The sequence below is a fragment of the Kribbella sp. CA-247076 genome, assembly GCF_050942445.1.
Taxonomy (GTDB): domain Bacteria; phylum Actinomycetota; class Actinomycetes; order Propionibacteriales; family Kribbellaceae; genus Kribbella.
Genome location: NZ_CP192051.1, coordinates 2,054,140 through 2,070,334, shown reverse-complemented (window position 1 = coordinate 2,070,334; position 16,195 = coordinate 2,054,140). Strand labels below are relative to the sequence as shown.

Annotated in this window: 15 protein-coding genes; 5 read left to right on the top strand and 10 right to left on the bottom strand. The window is 66.2% G+C overall.

Annotated features, from left to right (window positions below; all coding sequences use genetic code 11):
* Nucleotides 1-194: 194 nt before the first annotated feature.
* Nucleotides 195-1,079, bottom strand: coding sequence for a DUF4231 domain-containing protein (locus ACQPYZ_RS09975; RefSeq protein ID WP_433167167.1), 885 nt, complete (start codon nucleotides 1,077-1,079; stop codon nucleotides 195-197).
* Between the two features lie 80 nt (nucleotides 1,080-1,159).
* Here ACQPYZ_RS09975 and ACQPYZ_RS09970 point away from each other — a divergent pair, with 80 nt between their 5' ends.
* Nucleotides 1,160-1,756, top strand: a complete 597-nt coding sequence (locus tag ACQPYZ_RS09970) for a TIR domain-containing protein (RefSeq protein ID WP_433167166.1) — start codon at nucleotides 1,160-1,162, stop codon at nucleotides 1,754-1,756.
* 19 nt (nucleotides 1,757-1,775) lie between these two features.
* On the opposite strand, the gene ACQPYZ_RS09965 is transcribed toward ACQPYZ_RS09970, so the two are convergent.
* Nucleotides 1,776-2,435, bottom strand: a complete 660-nt coding sequence (locus ACQPYZ_RS09965) for a hypothetical protein (protein WP_433167165.1) — start codon at nucleotides 2,433-2,435, stop codon at nucleotides 1,776-1,778.
* Between the two features lie 751 nt (nucleotides 2,436-3,186).
* Nucleotides 3,187-4,401, bottom strand: a complete 1,215-nt coding sequence (locus ACQPYZ_RS09960; RefSeq protein WP_433167164.1) for an MFS transporter — start codon at nucleotides 4,399-4,401, stop codon at nucleotides 3,187-3,189.
* 66 nt (nucleotides 4,402-4,467) lie between these two features.
* Between ACQPYZ_RS09960 and ACQPYZ_RS09955 the strand changes: the two genes are divergently transcribed.
* Nucleotides 4,468-5,814: a PLP-dependent aminotransferase family protein gene (locus ACQPYZ_RS09955; protein ID WP_433167163.1), complete on the top strand. Its 1,347-nt coding sequence runs from the start codon at nucleotides 4,468-4,470 to the stop codon at nucleotides 5,812-5,814.
* Between the two features lie 42 nt (nucleotides 5,815-5,856).
* On the opposite strand, the gene ACQPYZ_RS09950 is transcribed toward ACQPYZ_RS09955, so the two are convergent.
* Nucleotides 5,857-6,693 (bottom strand): arylamine N-acetyltransferase family protein, encoded by an 837-nt coding sequence (locus ACQPYZ_RS09950; protein ID WP_433167162.1) that lies wholly within the window; start codon nucleotides 6,691-6,693, stop codon nucleotides 5,857-5,859.
* 76 nt (nucleotides 6,694-6,769) lie between these two features.
* On the opposite strand from ACQPYZ_RS09950, the gene ACQPYZ_RS09945 reads away from it, so the two are divergent.
* Nucleotides 6,770-7,381 (top strand): TetR/AcrR family transcriptional regulator, encoded by a 612-nt coding sequence (locus ACQPYZ_RS09945; protein WP_433167161.1) that lies wholly within the window; start codon nucleotides 6,770-6,772, stop codon nucleotides 7,379-7,381.
* A gap of 98 nt (nucleotides 7,382-7,479) precedes the next feature.
* Here ACQPYZ_RS09945 and ACQPYZ_RS09940 read toward each other — a convergent pair whose 3' ends face one another.
* The 3 genes from ACQPYZ_RS09940 to ACQPYZ_RS09930 form a co-directional block, all read right to left on the bottom strand.
* Nucleotides 7,480-9,900, bottom strand: a complete 2,421-nt coding sequence (locus ACQPYZ_RS09940) for a YfhO family protein (RefSeq protein WP_433167160.1) — start codon at nucleotides 9,898-9,900, stop codon at nucleotides 7,480-7,482.
* A gap of 44 nt (nucleotides 9,901-9,944) precedes the next feature.
* The gene (locus ACQPYZ_RS09935; RefSeq protein WP_433167159.1) at nucleotides 9,945-10,904 is read right to left on the bottom strand and encodes a glycosyltransferase family 2 protein; all 960 of its coding nucleotides are present in this window, start codon (nucleotides 10,902-10,904) and stop codon (nucleotides 9,945-9,947) included.
* Nucleotides 10,905-11,208: 304 nt separating this feature from the next.
* A complete protein-coding gene (locus ACQPYZ_RS09930; protein WP_433167158.1) occupies nucleotides 11,209-11,688 on the bottom strand; it encodes a SigE family RNA polymerase sigma factor in 480 nt (159 codons plus the stop codon).
* 272 nt (nucleotides 11,689-11,960) lie between these two features.
* On the opposite strand from ACQPYZ_RS09930, the gene ACQPYZ_RS09925 reads away from it, so the two are divergent.
* Nucleotides 11,961-12,719, top strand: coding sequence for a hypothetical protein (locus ACQPYZ_RS09925; protein ID WP_433167157.1), 759 nt, complete (start codon nucleotides 11,961-11,963; stop codon nucleotides 12,717-12,719).
* 59 nt (nucleotides 12,720-12,778) lie between these two features.
* Here ACQPYZ_RS09925 and ACQPYZ_RS09920 read toward each other — a convergent pair whose 3' ends face one another.
* From ACQPYZ_RS09920 to ACQPYZ_RS09910, 3 genes are all read right to left on the bottom strand, one after another.
* Nucleotides 12,779-13,729 (bottom strand): RNA polymerase sigma-70 factor, encoded by a 951-nt coding sequence (locus ACQPYZ_RS09920; protein WP_433167156.1) that lies wholly within the window; start codon nucleotides 13,727-13,729, stop codon nucleotides 12,779-12,781.
* Nucleotides 13,726-14,658, bottom strand: coding sequence for an NAD-dependent epimerase/dehydratase family protein (locus tag ACQPYZ_RS09915; protein WP_433167155.1), 933 nt, complete (start codon nucleotides 14,656-14,658; stop codon nucleotides 13,726-13,728). Before ACQPYZ_RS09915 ends, ACQPYZ_RS09920 begins: the two co-directional genes overlap by 4 nt.
* 85 nt (nucleotides 14,659-14,743) lie before the next feature.
* Nucleotides 14,744-15,211 carry an Lrp/AsnC family transcriptional regulator gene (locus tag ACQPYZ_RS09910; RefSeq protein ID WP_433167154.1) on the bottom strand — a complete coding sequence of 156 codons (468 nt, stop codon included), beginning with the start codon at nucleotides 15,209-15,211 and terminating at the stop codon, nucleotides 14,744-14,746.
* A 67-nt stretch (nucleotides 15,212-15,278) separates the two neighbouring features.
* On the opposite strand from ACQPYZ_RS09910, the gene ACQPYZ_RS09905 reads away from it, so the two are divergent.
* Nucleotides 15,279-16,193, top strand: coding sequence for an SMP-30/gluconolactonase/LRE family protein (locus tag ACQPYZ_RS09905; RefSeq protein ID WP_433167153.1), 915 nt, complete (start codon nucleotides 15,279-15,281; stop codon nucleotides 16,191-16,193).
* Nucleotides 16,194-16,195: the final 2 nt, after the last annotated feature.

The window sequence follows — 16,195 nt, the reverse complement described above, 5'->3', positions numbered from 1 at the left end:
CCGGGCAGAGCAAGCCTGCCTCGATGCCAACTGGCTGTGCGACTACAGCGTGGAGCCGGACGGGAGTAGCCGACCTTGCCCCGCCACGATCTAATGGTCCCCCATGTTCCAGCTCGAAGCATGAGCAACAATGGCTGGAACATACGGGAGCGCGAGCCCGAAGGATGGCGACATGCGACGGCAGAGGCTTGCAATCAGCCGGCGAACGAACGTGATGCGAGCCAAAGCGTATGTTCACGGCTAATCGCATCCTCGGTATCGTTCATTTCGCGCGCCCAGTCGGCCTCCGAGGTCGCCATCTCAAGTTTGTCCAAGGCATTCGCAAGGTCCACTACGGTTGTGCCGTAAGCTCGTGCGACCTGATCGTGCTGCTTGGTTTGCAGCCACGCTACAATCGCTCCGACAGCGGCCGCTAAGGCGGGGGTCAATAGAACGCCAAGCTGCGTCAACGCTTCGAGAAGTGCAGCGGCCGCGCCAAGGAATTCAAGAGTAATCAGAGAGACTCGCCATCTCGTCGCCCAGCGGCGATTCTCGTCGTGCTTCTTTTGATACCAGTTCTGCTGGTCGCGCACCCGGTCTGCCATGTACATCCGGCGGCGATCATCGAGATCACTTGATCGCACATTGCGCATCCATGGAGAGAGGTTCGAGCCCGAGATCGGACGGAAGTTCAGCTGTGGATAGTCGTTACGGAGTTCCTTCAGCAGGTTGAGCAATGCTCCCTCTGCCTCGGCGGTCGACATGCTGAGAGGGAATGGCTCACCTCCTGCCGCAAACTTCCAGGCCAAGGTTTTCACTGACTCTGCAACCGCCCTCCCGTCATACCAGTCGCGCTCGGGATGGCGAGTCCAAAGTAGCAACTCTAAGAGGAGTGCTGCGATGAACAGCAACAGTGCGATCAGCCCCAGTACGTCGATGTCACCAGCACCGACTCGCCAGGAGATCACTCCACAGAGGGCGGCCCCGACAACCAGCAGCAGGCGAGCACGAGTAAGCCTTAGGTATTCCTTCTGCCCGGCGAGCGAGGCAGTATCGGCGGCACGGAACAGCTGAGGCATGTTGCTATCAGGGATGGCCATGCAACGATGGTGCCTCATCTAGCTGCCGCAGTGGAGACAGGGGCAGGTCGAACCGCTCACACCCAGCAGGAGGGGCCGACATGACGCACGCTAGTCAGCGACAGCTGCAATTCATTGCCGAACGCGCAGCCAATCGAACGATCGACAGCACCCGCCATAAGTGCTTCATCTCATATCACGCCGAGGACACGGACGAAGTTGCCAATTTTCTCGACACCTTCGGGACGGAGTTCATCGCCAAGACTATCGGAGTCACTGACGAAGACGACTTCATCGACAGCCAAGATACCGGCTATATAATGGACAAGATCCGCACAAAATATCTCGGCGATTCTTCTGTGACCATCGTCCTTGTCGGCAAATGCACGTGGGCGCGCCGGTACGTGGACTGGGAGATTTATTCTTCCTTGCGGAACAGTGCACACAGCAAGATGAATGGGCTCTTAGCGATCCAACTACCTGGGGCGCTATCCACAGATCTTCCCCCTCGCCTGCAGGATAACGTGATACGGGACGCCAATAAGGATGACATCGGTTATGCGCGATGGAACATCTACCCGTCTAGCAAATCTAGCCTGCGCAGCTGGATCAGCGACGCATTCAATGCACGAACGACGCGAGCCCATCTGAAGGTCAACACACGTGACCGCAAGATCCGAAACTCTTCCTGCCTTTAGGCACGCGCCAACTCGGCCACTACTCGGTGTCCATATCGAAGGCTGAATCGGTTTGCAAGGGATGGAAGAGCGGAGCGCTCCCGCCGAGCGCACTTAATCGACTATCAATCTGCCTAATGCGCTGATCCATAATTGCCAGTAGGGCCTCTTCTTTTGATTCGCTTCCACTGGGGTCGTCCGCAGTGAGTTGTAGGCCAAACTGACGCCAGAGGGGATTCTCTCCCGCGCACGAGGTCTCGGCATCTCGAATATGCTGCGCCAGCGTGTCGATCTCGGCGGCATGCTTCCATGCCTTCAATGAAGGATCGTAGGTATGGGTGTTAATTCCACTTACATCGAAAGGTATACGCGCGCTCGGGTCGCATCTCACGATTGCGATTGGCTTATTGACCGAAGTCCGAACTCCCAACTCAAAGAAGACGTTAGGATTATCGTGGCTGATATCGCATAGCACCATGTCGGCCTGCTCTAACTGGCGAACGATTAGAGCATGGATGAGGAAGGAGCCACGAGCGACTGGTCTCCACGGCTCGAATCCGGCGGCCTGGACAGCTGGCACGAAGAGGGACTCCATCACATGCGTCCAGTGGTCTTCGTCGCCGTAAAGACGGAACTGTTCCTCTGCCGTAGTTATCGGCATCGCGATAAAACACGTCTTCTTGGCTGAGCCCTCTGACATGCGTCGCAGTCTAGAGCTTGATGGTTCATCAACGGTAGTGAGGGGCGGACCTTCGTTGTCCGCATATGAGACAGCCATGCCCGCCGTACTGAACAGTCGCAATCCCACCAGGATCGGCAGATCTCCGACAGGGGCGAGCAATCTTCTCCGGTCCCATGGAGGCCCTCCCACGACACGCTGGTCGCCCGCCTGGAGCCAGTCAGGAGCGGTGCGCGCCAGTTGCGCCGGGGGCACAGTGTCGGGCGCTAGGTTGAGGTGGAGGCGCTTGTGCCTCGTCGCGCGGAGGCGGGAGCATCTCCGGGACAGGCCGGGATGTGGCATACGGCGCACGACACGCCCGTGACACCGACCCATGCTTTATCCCATAGGAATGGACGGGCACGAACGAGTGACGCCAGGGACAATCATGGCGACTGAGATCGTGATCACTCAGGTCAGTCGCACAGTCAGGCAGCAACGAGCACGGTCCGCACAGCCTGGATGGGAATCAGCGGGTTCGGGGTTCGAGTCCCTGGCGGCGCACAACACCCAGGTCACAGCGCTGGCCTGGGTTTCTTCATGCCTGTAGCTCACCTTTTACGCACCTAGTTGCCTCGTCAGCGGCCGTCGGCGGACCGCTGTCATCCCTTGGCTCTGGGGGTCGAGACCTTCAGTTGATCGTTCTGCCAGTCGAGGTGGCTGTGCATGGCCGGGTCGTAGCCGATCGATGCAAGCGCGAGCGGCCACCGGCTGGATGACGTGCCCTAGGTCGTCATCGAGGACGACGGTCGTGCGGTTCAGCTGGCAGCGTATGAGGATCTGGTGTCGCAGGTGGAGCGGCGGTTCGTAGTACGGCAGGGGTGAGGATGCCGGCGGTCGCGAAGGTGGCTGCTGTGAGCAGCCAGCCGGTGAGGCCGAGGGGGATGACGATTGCGGTGAACAGGGTGGGACCGATGAGGTCTCCCAGGCCTCGGCCCATCGCGTGGGCGCCTTGGTACTGGCCGACCAGGCCCGGTGGGGAGAGGGCGTAGCTGGCTCCCCAGCCGCTGGCGGACTCGAGGATTTCGCCGCCGACGTGGACGATCGAGGCTAGGACCAGCAGCGCGACGGTGACAGCGATCGACGTACGTCCCGTCAGGGACAGCGCCGCGCAGGCAAGAGCCAGGAGTACGCCGGCCCGACGGCCGGCCCGGGCTGCTCCGGCGACGGAATCGGTGCCACGGGTGAGCCGGATCTGGAGGAGAACGACCCCTATCGCGTTGACCCCCAGCAGCACCGAGACGATCCAGTGCGGGGCGTCGGTGCCGACCGCGATCCACAGGGGTATGGCGACGATCAGCATCGGGTTGTGGATGTTGAGCAGGCCGTTCAGTCCCGTGAACAGCACGAACGGACGGTCCCGCAGTACCTCCCACGACCCGGTTGGAGACGTGACCGCGGGCACCCGCGGCAACCGTAGTACGAGCGCCAGCGTGATCAGGAGCAGTACTGCGGTGGCGAGCAGGCCGCCCTGGTAGGCGGCCGGTGTGTCGACTGCGAGGACGATGCCACCGAGTCCCGCGCCGCCGGCGAAGCCGAGGTTGGCCGCCACCCGGACGCGCGCCCGCGTCGCCAGCCGCTGGTCCGGTGCCACGACCGCATGGATCACCGTGCCCTGAGCACTCCGCTGACCCAGGTCCGCCACGGCCAGCGCGAGCACGACCATCACATAGCCGCCGACGTCCCGGACCAGCACCAGCCCTGCGGTCGCGGCCGCCTGCAGTGCCAGCAGTCCGGCGTACATCTCCCGCGCACCGAGCCGATCGGCCAGGTGCCCGAGCCAGATGCTGGCGGCCACCGCGACCGCGGTCGCTGCCGTCAGCGCCAGCCCGACCGACCGCAGGCTCAATCCCGCCACCTGAGTGACGAACAGCGCGGACACGCTGGCCGCGATCCCGGTTCCGAGCCGGCTCACCAGGCTGATCAGCAACAACGTCCGATTGATCACGGCCACCGACCCTAGGCGGATCTTGTCCCACAATCCTGGGCCAAACGACGTCTAGAATCCTGGGCCATGCCGGACCTACACCTGAACGTCGACCGCACCCGGGGCGTCCGCGCGGGCGTCGAGCACGCTCTCCGGGAAGCCATCCGGACGCTGCCGGCCGGCACCCGGCTGCCGTCGTCACGTGCCCTGGCCGCCGACCTCGGCGTGGCCCGCAACACGGTCGCTGACGTCTACTCCCACCTGGTTCAGGAGGGCTACCTCACCGGCGACCGCGGCGGTGGCACCCGCACCGTCGCCACCCCGGTCTCGGTGCCCGCGCCGACCGCCACCCGCGAGTCGTTCCGCTGGGCTGAGCCGTCCGGTCCGATCGTCCACGACCTCCGACCAGGACGACCGGACCTGTCGCACTTCCCGGTCGCCGCCTGGATGGCCGCCACCCGCCACGTCCTCGACACGCGGCCCCACGATGCGCTGCGGTACGACGATCCCCGCGGCCCGGTGCACGCCCGCGAGGTCCTGGCTGACTACCTCGCTCGGGTGCGCGGAGTCCGGGCCCAGCCGGATCACATCCTGCTGTGCAGTGGTGCGCGCCAGGCGGTCGCCCTGGTTGCCGGAGCGATCGCCCGGGCCGGCGGTGTGTCGTTCGGCTACGAGCGGCCCGGCCAGTTCGCGATCCCCGAGCAGTTGGCGCACGCAGGCCTGCAACTCCGCCCGATCCCGGTCGACGATCTGGGGGCGCGCGTCGATCAACTCGGCGACGCGGCCGGGGTGGTGCTCACGCCGGCCCATCAGTTCCCGACCGGCGTACCGCTGGCGCCGAAACGGCGTACCGCGGTGCTGGCGTGGGCGCGGGCGGCCGGAGCGGTGATTCTCGAGGACGACTACGACGGCGAGTTCAGGTACGACCGCCAGCCGGTCGGTGCACTGCAGGGCCTCGCACCGGACGTGGTCGCGTACGCCGGATCCGCGAGCAAGACGCTCGCGCCGGGACTACGGCTCGGCTGGCTCGTCGTCCCGCCGCGCCTGCTCGACGCTGTGCTCGAGGAGAAGGCGATGAACGACCGGCACTGCGACACCCTGACCCACCTGACGCTCGCCGCGATGATCGAGTCCGGCGCGTACGACCGTCATGTCCGCGCGGGCAGGCTGGGGTACCGGCGCAGGCGCGACGAACTGCTCCGCGCACTCGGCCCCCGGCGAACCAGAGGGATCTCGGCCGGTCTCCAGGTGGTGTTGGAGCTCCCCGGTGAGGACGAGGACGCCGTACTGCGCCGGCTCGCGGAGCGCGGGGTGGTCACGTTCGGCCTGTCCCACTTCGGCGCCGACCTGCCGCCGGCTCTGGTCCTCGGGTACGGCGCGCCATCGCAGCACGCCTGGCCGGGCACTCTCGCCGCGCTGGTCGAGGCCCTCTGATCGAGCAGCAGAGCGCCTCCACAGGCTGGCGGAGGCGCTGGATCAGCCGGCGCGTTGGGAGCGAGCTTCACGTAGGTCGTGTTGGGCGCAGGCCTGCTCCCAGAGGCGGTCGATGCCGGTGGGGCCGAGATCGTCCAGCGGGATGTGGAATCGGCCAGCCAGAATTGTGGCGAACTCGTCCATGCTGTCGAGGACGCGGATGTTCTTGCTGTCCGCGGTGAGCTCGCGCAGGGTCCGCGACAAGAGGAGCAGTGTGCCGCCGGCCATGGGTGTGGCGACGATGAGGGTGGTGACGTACGGCGAGTCCGGCGCCGTGGACAGCTCGTGCGAACGGGCCGCGAAGTCGCCGAGCTCGCGAGACTCCAGCCGGAAGTCGTACGACGCGATCGTGCCGCCGGGGTGGTGGTGGAAACGCCACGTGTGCGGGTCGAGCCGCTCCAGGCGATAGACGAAATCTCCTTGCGCGTGCGGACCTTCCTGCAGCGGCAGCGGGTCGATGAAACCGTCGCCGATACCGGCGTCCGCGATCCACAGCCGGCCGCCGACGTCGACCAGCAGCACGTTGTGATTGCCCCACATGGCGTCTCCGCGGGTCTCTCGCAGTACGCCGGCTTCGACCATCGTCACGTCGAAGCCGAGCTGCCGCAGCAGTGCGGCGAGCCCCGCGTTCTGCTCGAAGCAGTAGCCGCCCCGCCCCCGCCGTACCAGCTTGTCGACGATCGCCTGCGGATCGAGCGTGATCGGCCGGCCGAGCTGGATGTCGAGATTCTCGTACGGCACCGCGTGGCGCCAGGCCCGGTGGACGGCGACCAGGGTGCTCGCGTCGGCAGCCACCGGGCCGTGATGGCCGAGACGATCGAGCAACTCACTCCGCTGCATGACAACTCCTAACTGAGATAAAATCCTCCGCTTCTGGAGCTTACCTGATACCCAGGTCTCCGTTTAGACTATTGAGGTGACCGCAACACGCTCGGACCGCGCCTTGCGGGCGGATGCTCGGCGGAACCGGGAGCTGATCGTCGGTGCCGCCCGTGAACTGATCGCCGAGCGTGGCGCCGACGTACCGATGGAGGACGTGGCCCGGCGGGCCAAGGTCGGGGTGGCGACCGTCTACCGTCGCTTCCCGGATCGAGCGGCGTTGATCCGCGCGGTCGCGATGGACAGCTTCGGCCGCGTCGTGGACATCGCCCGGTCCGCCGAGGATGACGAAGCCGGCGCCTGGATCGCCCTGTCGCGCTTCGTTCGGCAGGCTGCTGGCGAGCTGCGGCTGTCGACCCTGCTGTCGCTGTGGTTCTCGGCCACCTGGGCCGAGCTCCGGGACGATCCGGAGAACCAGCGGCTTCGCGGCGTACTGCTGAAGATCCTCGACCGCCTCGTCCACCAGGCGAAGGCCGACGGCGACCTCCGCGCGGACGTGGAGACGGACGACATCACCTCGATGCTCGCCCTGCTACTCAGACCGATCCCCGGCCGACAGCCGGACCCCGGCACCCCCGACCGCTACCTCACCATCCTCCTCGACGGCCTCCAAGCACGCGCAGACCCCGACCGCAACCCACCTGGCTGACCCCTGCACCACCCTCGCCTACACCGCAGATGTCGCAGCCTCTCGTTCTCGACGCCCGTCGTGAGGGCGTCGACACCGCCCCCTCCGACCAGTAGTTCTCATGTGTGCGTTCCTGTGTCGTTGGTTCGTGTAGCGCCGTAGGCGTCGCGGCGGGTTCGGGAGGCGAGGGCGAGGGCGAGGGTTGCCAGGAGTGCGCCTCCTCCGGTTGCCAGGCCGAGCTCGAGGCCCGGCGGTCTGTAGTTGCAGCTCACCTTCTGGGTTGGACCGGGTAGTTCGACCGCAAGCAGGCCGCCGTAGTTTGTCGGCTTCTTCCGTTCGCCGTCGTCGGTCGAGCACCGCCAGCCGGGTAGATGACCTGTGCCGATCACAACTGTGCCGGTGCTGTCAGGTCTGAGGATCGCCTCGATCGAGTGTCCGCCGGCTTGTACTGCGACCCCGTCGTTGGCTCGAAGTTCGGCGACCCGCTTGCGCAACCGATCGGCGTCGAGACAGCCCAGAGCACCTTGGGGCAGGACGGCGTTCTCCGACTTGAATCGGACCTCGACTGTCACCGATCCGGATGCGGGGACCTCGCCGAGCTCGACCATCGCGCTACTCGTGTTGATCCCAGGACGGCGAGCCGCGGTCAAGGGCCGCCACTCCCCCGCGGCGTGACGCGCCGCGCCCCAGGCCTCCGGTAGGTGCAAGTAGACAGTTGAACCGGGACGGCAGTTGGCGCTCACAAGGTGCGTACCGCGGGTGCCCTCGGTCGCACTGAACTTCGGCACGTCGTAGACCTGGGCACCGAGGAGCCTCTCCTGCAGAGCGTAGGCGGTCGGTTCGGCAGGTTTCTCGGGGATTGGTCCGGGGCGCACCGTGACGAGGGACGGTACGTCGGTTCGGGCAGTCGTGCTGGCTCGGTCGAGACCAGCCCCGATCGAGAAGATCGCGTTGGTGACAGGGTTGTCCATGCTGTACAAGGCGCGTCCGTAGCCCGACCAGCCGAAGCCGAGATCGGTCAAGGTGTGCTTGAGGGTGTCGGGAAGAAGGCTGCTGTAGTAGCCGGGGCCTTGGCCGCCGAGGAGCATCGGATCGTTGGGCGTGGTGGATGTGCCTGGATCCGTGCGGTGGGTCGGCCAGCCGTCGACGGCAGTGATACTGGCGCGGAGGGCTTGCTGCCGTTCGCCCCAGGGCGAAGCGGATGCGCTCAGAATGTCGCTGCGCCGGTCGTCGACGACGACCGCGCTCCAGGTGAGCTCGGCCGTGACGACGACGATCAGTCCGATGCCGGTGAACAGGGCCAGGCCACGGTGGTAGCGCAGGCGTCTGAGTACGAGCATCGCGACCGCCACTGCCCCTGCGGACAGCGCCAGGAGATGCAACGAGTGGCTGGTTAAGAATCGATGATCTCGGGTGTACAAGCCGAGCGCCGTGAGGAGAATCGCGCTTGCGGCGAGGGCACTCCAATCAGGTGGACGGTCCGCGGCCGAGATCCAGGCGAGGATGATCACGACAGCGCACAAGGCGAAGGCCTGGCGGTACTGACTGCCGTTGGGACTGTCGAAGCCGTGCCAGACGGCATGGGTGGGCCCCCACAAGAACGACGCGCCGAGAGCCACCGCCAGGAGGGGCCAGACGATGCGGGTGCGGGTACTGACGCCGCGGTTGAACGGCAGCGACAAGGCCAGCACCAGGGCCGCCGTTCCGACGTACAGGCTGGCACCACGCCCTACGCCCTCGGTCAACGGGATGAAACGGGCGAGAAGGGTTTCGACCGGGACCGGAGTGAAGATCCCGGCGGGCGAAGGCACCGCCAGCTCGTTGGCCTTGACCACCGGCAGCAGGATCGGTGCGGAAGCAGCAATGCCAAGGACTACGGTGACGCCATGACGTAGCACGGCACGGAGCCGGACGCTCCACCGCAGATCGCTGGTCAGAATCCGCGCCAGCAGGACGAGAACGGCCGCGATGGTTGCCATGTACGCGGTGTAGAAGTTCGACATCCAGAACAACGCGATGACGGCGACACCGAGGAGGGGACGCCGACGTTTGATGGACCACTCCCCGACCAGGCAGAACAACGGCAGGGCGATGAGTCCGTCGAGCCACATCGGCACGTACGCCGCGTCGTCGATGGCCCAGCCACACAATCCGTAAGAGGCGCCGAGCAGCACAGCCAGCCAGCGCGGACCAGGGCGCATCCGCACGAGGTAGGCGGCCATCGCGGCCGCGGCCAGGGCAAGCTTTGCGACCGTGATGACGAGGACGGCAAGGTCGACGCGATCGCGCGGGAAGACCGCGACCAGCAGTGACAGTGGATTGCCCAGGCCGACACCGTAGTCGGCCCAGAACCCGACACCGAAACCGCTCTGCCAGTTGAAGAACAGGTCACCTTGGGCCTTGCCGTGCAACACGTCCCAAAGGTGTGTGTAGAACGGTACGTACTGTGTGCCCAGATCGTTCGTGCTGCGTGACGCCGATCCGAAGGGAAACGTCCCGCGAACCATCCCCGCTACCGAGAAGACCACCGTCGTCAACACGCCGGCGAGCCAAACCTCCGGACCTCTGAGCCGCCATCCCCTCCTCACGCACGACCGCCCGGCCCGAGGGGGTCGGCGACCGACGACCGGCAGTTTGTTGCCTTGACCAAGTAGTGCGGCCGTTTCTTGCTCTCGAAGTAGACGCGCCCGAGGTACTCACCGATCACACCCAGCATCACCATCTGCAGACCACCCAGACCGGCGATGGCAGCAATCAGAGTGGCGTAGCCGGGCATCTTGACGCCCTGAGTCGCGGTCACAATGCCGATCCAGACGGCATAGCCGACCGCAAGCAGACTCAGGGACAGGCCGACGTAGATCGCCGCACGCAACGGCCGGTTGTTGAACGACAGCAGACCATCGAGGCCGTACTCGAACAGGGTGCGGAACGACCAACGACTCCGGCCGGTCTCGCGTTTCACGTTCTCGTACTCGAACACGACCGAATCGAAGCCGATCCACGCGAACAAGCCTTTCGAGAACCGGTTGTACTCCGGCAACTCCAGGAGCCCGTCGACCGCGCGCCGCGAGATCAACCGAAAATCACCGACACCGTCGATCAGCTCGACCTCGGCCCACTTGTTGATCATCCAGTAATAGGCGCGGGCGAAAACCGTCCTGACAGCAGGGTCGCCGGCCCTCGTCCGCCGCGCGATGACCTGATCGAATCCGTGATCGTGCAGGTCCAGCATGCGTCCGATCAGCTCCGGCGGGTGCTGGAGGTCGGCGTCCATCAGAATGACCGCGTCGCCGTTCGCGTGCCGCAGACCGGCGAGCATCGCCGACTCCTTGCCGAAATTGCGACTGAATGACAGGTATCGAACGGAAGGATCGTCAGCAGCCAGGCCGGTCAGCGCCGCCAACGTGCCGTCCTTGCTCCCGTCGTCGACATAGATGATCTCGTAGGTGCTTTCGGTGGCCGCCAGTTCGTGGCTCACCGCTTGGTGGAACTGTTCGATGATGTCGACTTCGTTGAAACAAGGGACTACCAGCGTGATGCGCATCATCCGTCCAGGTGGTGTCGGTTCGACCCGGTCGTTGCCAGGAGTCTTTGGTTGGTCCGGCGCCCGCCGGTCCGCGGCTCTGCCGTCTCGATGAACGCTCTTGCTCTGTAGAACGCCGGACGGCCGTCAAGAGGTTGCATCCGGCATCTGTAGTTGTAGATGTCCGGACTGACGGCAGAAGTTGCCCGGACCCCTCACTCCGGTTCCGCGGTGCCCGGACGGGCAGACTTCTGCAGTTGGGGTTTGACTGCTCTGTTCACCGACTGTCCGCGGAGGCTGACGGTCCGATGTGGCGCTTGCAGTGTCAGGCGACTCGGTCGACCATGTTGCGGAGCTTGTCGAGACCGCGGGCGGTCTGGCTCTTCACGGTGCCTTCACTGCACCCCAGCACGGCAGCGGTCGCAGCGACGTCGAGGTCGTAGAAGAACCGCAGTACGACGGCCGCGCGCTGACGTTCAGGCAGTTGTCCCACGGCAGCCAGCATGACCAGGCGATCCTCATGCCCTCCGGTCGTCACCGGCGGAATCTCCCGGAGTTCATCGGTCAGCGTCTCCCGCTTCCGCCAGCACCGCCGCGTCTCGGCCAGGAATCCGTTGACGACGACCTTGTCGGCGTACGCACCCAACGCGGTGACGTGCTGGGCCGTGTGCCAGTGCTGGTAGAGCCGGACCAGCGCGCTCTGGACCAGGTCCTCCGCCCAATGCGGGTCGCCGGCGGTGAGACGCAATGCGGTCCGCAGCAGCCGCCCTCGGTGCACGGCGACGAATTCGCCGAAGCTATCCATCTCGTGTCCTGCCCACGCTTCTCCCTCGGTCGTGTCTTCCGACCCGAGACGAGACAGCCCTCCCAGCTGTGACATCAACGGCCTGGGCGTTGCGTGGGCACCGATGCGGCCGAGCCGAACCGCGGTCCAGTGAATGCCGATGGCAACGAAAAGCCGGATGCAACCGATGGAGCGGCCCGAGACGTTAAGAGAAGTAGAAGGTACAAGTCGAAACTCGGGGGTGTGGGGCCTTGCGATACCGCCGTGGAATCCGTGAGCTCGTAGTCGCGCCAGTGGTCGCGAGCACGGTCATCCTGAGCATCCTGACCGGGACGGCCGGGTTGTTGGTCCTGCTCGAGCCCGGCGAGCCGCCGCCGGCCGCGCCCATCAGCAGCGCGTCCGGAACCACGGAACGACCGGCGAAGCCGAAGTCCTTCGGCTCAGGCACGCTGGGACCGTGGCAGAACCTGTCCAACCACATCTCGCCCGAGGACGACATCCGGGAAGTACTGCGATTCAACGGCATCTTCCTGTTCGGCGACAGCATCGCCGTCCAGGACGGCGCCGCCCTGGAGAAGCTGATGCGGAACCGGACCGGTGACTCCGTCGCCGTCCACAACTGGTCCGGGCAGCCGACCGCAGCGGCCGTGGACGCGCTGGCCGACTGGGAACGACGGTTCGGACTACCGAGCCGGATCGTGATGGCCGTGGGCTCCAACGACGTCTTCGATCCGCCCGCCTTCGCGGCCCAGGTCGAGCGGGCGATGCGGATCGCCGGTCCGTCACGGACGGTCTACTGGGTGAACGTGCACGTCAGCCGGTCCCGTCAGCCGGCCGCGGTCCGCGCCGCCGACCTGGCCAACAGCGCCTGGGTCAACCAGCAGCTCGAGCAGACCGCCGTACGCCACCCGAACCTGCGGATCGTCCGGTGGGCCGAGCACCTCGCTACCCAGCCCGACGCGGCGAAGTACCTCCGTGACGGCGTCCACACCTCCCCTCTCGGCCAGACCGCCCGCAACACCCTGATCCTGCAGGCGCTTCTAGGACGATGACGCGGCCGCCGGGCACGGACGAAAAGCGGCGCCACAGCGCAAGCCTGGCGGGCTGGGCGTCAGTCGTCGACGGCTCCTTGGTCTGTTGGTGTCGCGTCCTGCCTGGCCTGATGGACTTGCCGGAGGACTGTCCAGGCGTCGGCCGGGTCGCCGAGGTGGCTGAGCTTGTCGGGGTTGAGCACGGTGCGGATCGTTTGGACCTTGCCGTCGAGGATGTCCAGCGTCCAGGTGTTGAGGATCTGCCCGGTCGAGTCGCGGAGGATCGCGCCCGGGTCACCGTTCACCTGGTGGGGCTCGATGACGCCACCGATGGAGGTGAACGGCGTGATGAACGCCGTCAGGATCCGGGAGACGTTGCGCGCACCGAAGATGCCCGAGCCCCACTGCGGGGCCTTGCCGCCGCTGTCGCTGACCAGTTGTACGTCGGCGGCGAGCAGTTCCCGGAGTTGGTCGAGGTCTCCGTCGCGGATGGCGTCGAAGAACCTCTCGGCGAGCTCCCGGCGTTCGGCCCGGTCGGCGTCGAAGCGCGGTTGGCCCGAGTCCATGTGGCGGCGGGCCCGGACCGCGAGCTGTCGGCACGCCGCCTCCGACCGGTCGACGGCGGCGGCGATCTCCGGGAATCCGAACCCGAACACCTCCCGGAGCACGAAGACGGCACGTTCGAGGGGACTGAGCCGCTCGAGGAGGAGCAACGCGGCCATCGAGACCGAGTCGGCCAGCTCGGCCGAGCGTTCCGGATCCTGGTACGGGTCGCTCAGCAACGGCTCCGGGAACCACGGTCCGACGTACTGCTCCCGCCGTACCCGAGCCGAGCGGAGTACGTCGATCGCGATCCGCGTCACCACCGCCGTGAGGAACGCCTTGGTCGAGGCGGGCGGTGCCGAGGTGCCGTCCCAGCGCAGCCAGGTCTCCTGGACCGCGTCCTCGGCATCGCTCACGCTGCCGAGGATCCGGTAGGCGATCGAGAACAGCAGCGGCCGCAGCTCTTCGAACTCGTCGACGCGCGTCATCCCAGTTCGGCCTTGAACCCCGTACGCCACGAGGGATACCGCAGCTGCCAGCCCAGTTCGCGCTTCGCCTTGGCGTTGCTGAAGCCGCGTCCCTGCGTCATCAACGTCACGGCCACGGATCCGGCCAACGGTCGAGCGACCCAAGCAGGCAGTCGTGACGGCCGCTTCGCTCCGACCACCTCTGCCAGGTACGGAATCCATTCGTTGGCCGTGGCGGGCTCGTCGTCGACGATGTTGTAGATCCCCTTGGCCTGCTGCTCCACGGCGAGGACAGTGGCCGCGGCCGCGTCGTCGAGATGCACCCACGAGCAGACCCCCCGGCCGTCTCCCACCACCGGGAACTGGTGCTTGCGCACCGGTTCCACCAGGTCGTCCATCGTGCCCCGGCCGTAGAACCAGCCGTAGCGCAAGACCGCGCCACCAGCCTTCACCACCACGTCCTCGACATGGTGCAGAGCCGCCATCCCGGGCTCGGCCGGCGTTCCTGCCATCGAGTCGACCGGGTCCTCCTCGGTCTTCACCCAGTCGCCCCGGCGCAGCCCGTTCCAGGCGCCGTACCCCTGGGCGACGAAGTTGGTGACGCCGACCGCCTCCGCGGCCGCCAGCAGGTGATCCGTGCCCTCGGTCCGCAACCGGTTCGTGCCGGCAAACCACCGATCCATGTGCTTCAGGTCGGCCTTCCCGGCATGGGTCGCCGAGATAGCGGTCATCTGGTGCACGATCGCGTCCGGCCGCGCCGCTGCTACCGCCTGTCCGACCGACCCTGCATCGAATCCGTCCATGACCACCGCGTCGGCCCCCAGCCGTTCCAGCAGTTCCAGCTTGGCCGGACTCGTGGTCGTCGCCGTGACCTCATGGCCCTCGGCAACCAGTCGGGGCACCAGCCGCTGCCCCAGAACTCCACTTCCACCAGCTACGAAGATCCGCACAACAGTCACCTTTCTCGATCCGGGTCAGGTCTTCCGACCACGAGACGAGACAGCCCGCGCGGCTGTGACATCGGCGGACGCGAACCTAAGGTTGTCGTGCGGCACCGACAGCCGGCGGGCGCTCGAAGTAGGACTCGAGGACGACGATGGTCTGCGTACTGGTCACGCCGTTCACCTGGTGAAGCGCGCGCAGTGTCGCCTGCAGGCCCTCGGTCGTTGCCGTCCGCACCTTGACCAGGACCGAGGCCGGTCCGGCGATGATGTGCGCCTCCTGGACCGCGGCGATGTCGCGCAGGGCCCGTTGCGTGGGCTCGTCACCCATCCACGCGTCCGTGTCGAGCAGGACGTAGGCAAGCACGCCGTGGCCGAGCGCGGCCGGGTCGACCTCGATCGTGGTCCGCCGGATGACACCGGCCGCCTTCAGCTTCCGGACCCGCTCGTGCGCGGCGCCGGCCGACAACCCGACCGCCTGGCCGAGCGCGGCGTACGACTGAGCGGCGTCCTCCTGCAGGCACGCCAGCAGTCGACGGTCTAGATCATCAACGGTCATCATGGCCTTTCGCTGTATCTCATTCTGTAGTCTAGGATCCTAGCAGGATGAGATTCACTGAAGGAGAGTCATGACCATCACCCTGGCGCCCCCGCCGCGGAGAATCCGGGCCGAGCTCGTCGTCCTCGACGACCGCTTCCGCACGGTCGCGGGGGACGAGTACGTCGAGTGCCTGTACGACGGCGGTCGCTGGCTGGAAGGCCCGGCGTACTCATCGGCCTGGCGGTGCCTGGTCTTCAGCGACATCCCGAACGACCGGCTGCTGCGCTGGGACGAGGTCTCCGGCCAGGTCTCGGTGTTCCGCCAGCCGTCCGGCTACGTCAACGGCAACACCCTCGACCGCGAGGGCCGCCTGATCAGCTGCTCCCAGGGCGATCGCCAGGTCGTCCGCACCGAGTACGACGGACGCCGCACCGTGCTCGCCGCACACCTCGACGGCAACCGCCTCAACAGCCCGAACGACGTCGTCGTGAAATCCGACGGCTCGATCTGGTTCACCGACCCGCCGTACGGAATCACCTCGAACTACGAAGGAAACGCCGCCGAGCAGGAGATCGACGGCTGCCACGTCTACCGGATCGGCACCGACGGCACCCTGACTGTCGTCGCCGACGACTTCACCCGCCCCAACGGCCTGGCCTTCTCGACCGACGAGTCCCAGCTGTACATCGTCGACACCCCGGCCAGGCACATCCGCCGCTTCGAGGTGGACGGCGGCAAACTACTCGGCGGTGAAGTGTTCGCGCTCTGCGAGGCCGGCATGTTCGACGGCATCCGGCTCGACCACGCCGGCCGCGTCTGGGCCGCCACCCACGAAGGCGTCCACTGCTTCGACCCCGACGGCACGCTGATCGGCAAGCTCCTGCTCCCCGACATCGTCTCCAACCTCTGCTTCGGCGGAGCCAAAGGCAACCGCCTCTTCATCACCGCAACCACCACCGTCTGGTCCTGGCTACTGACCGCAAGCGGCGCGCGGCGTCCCTAGCC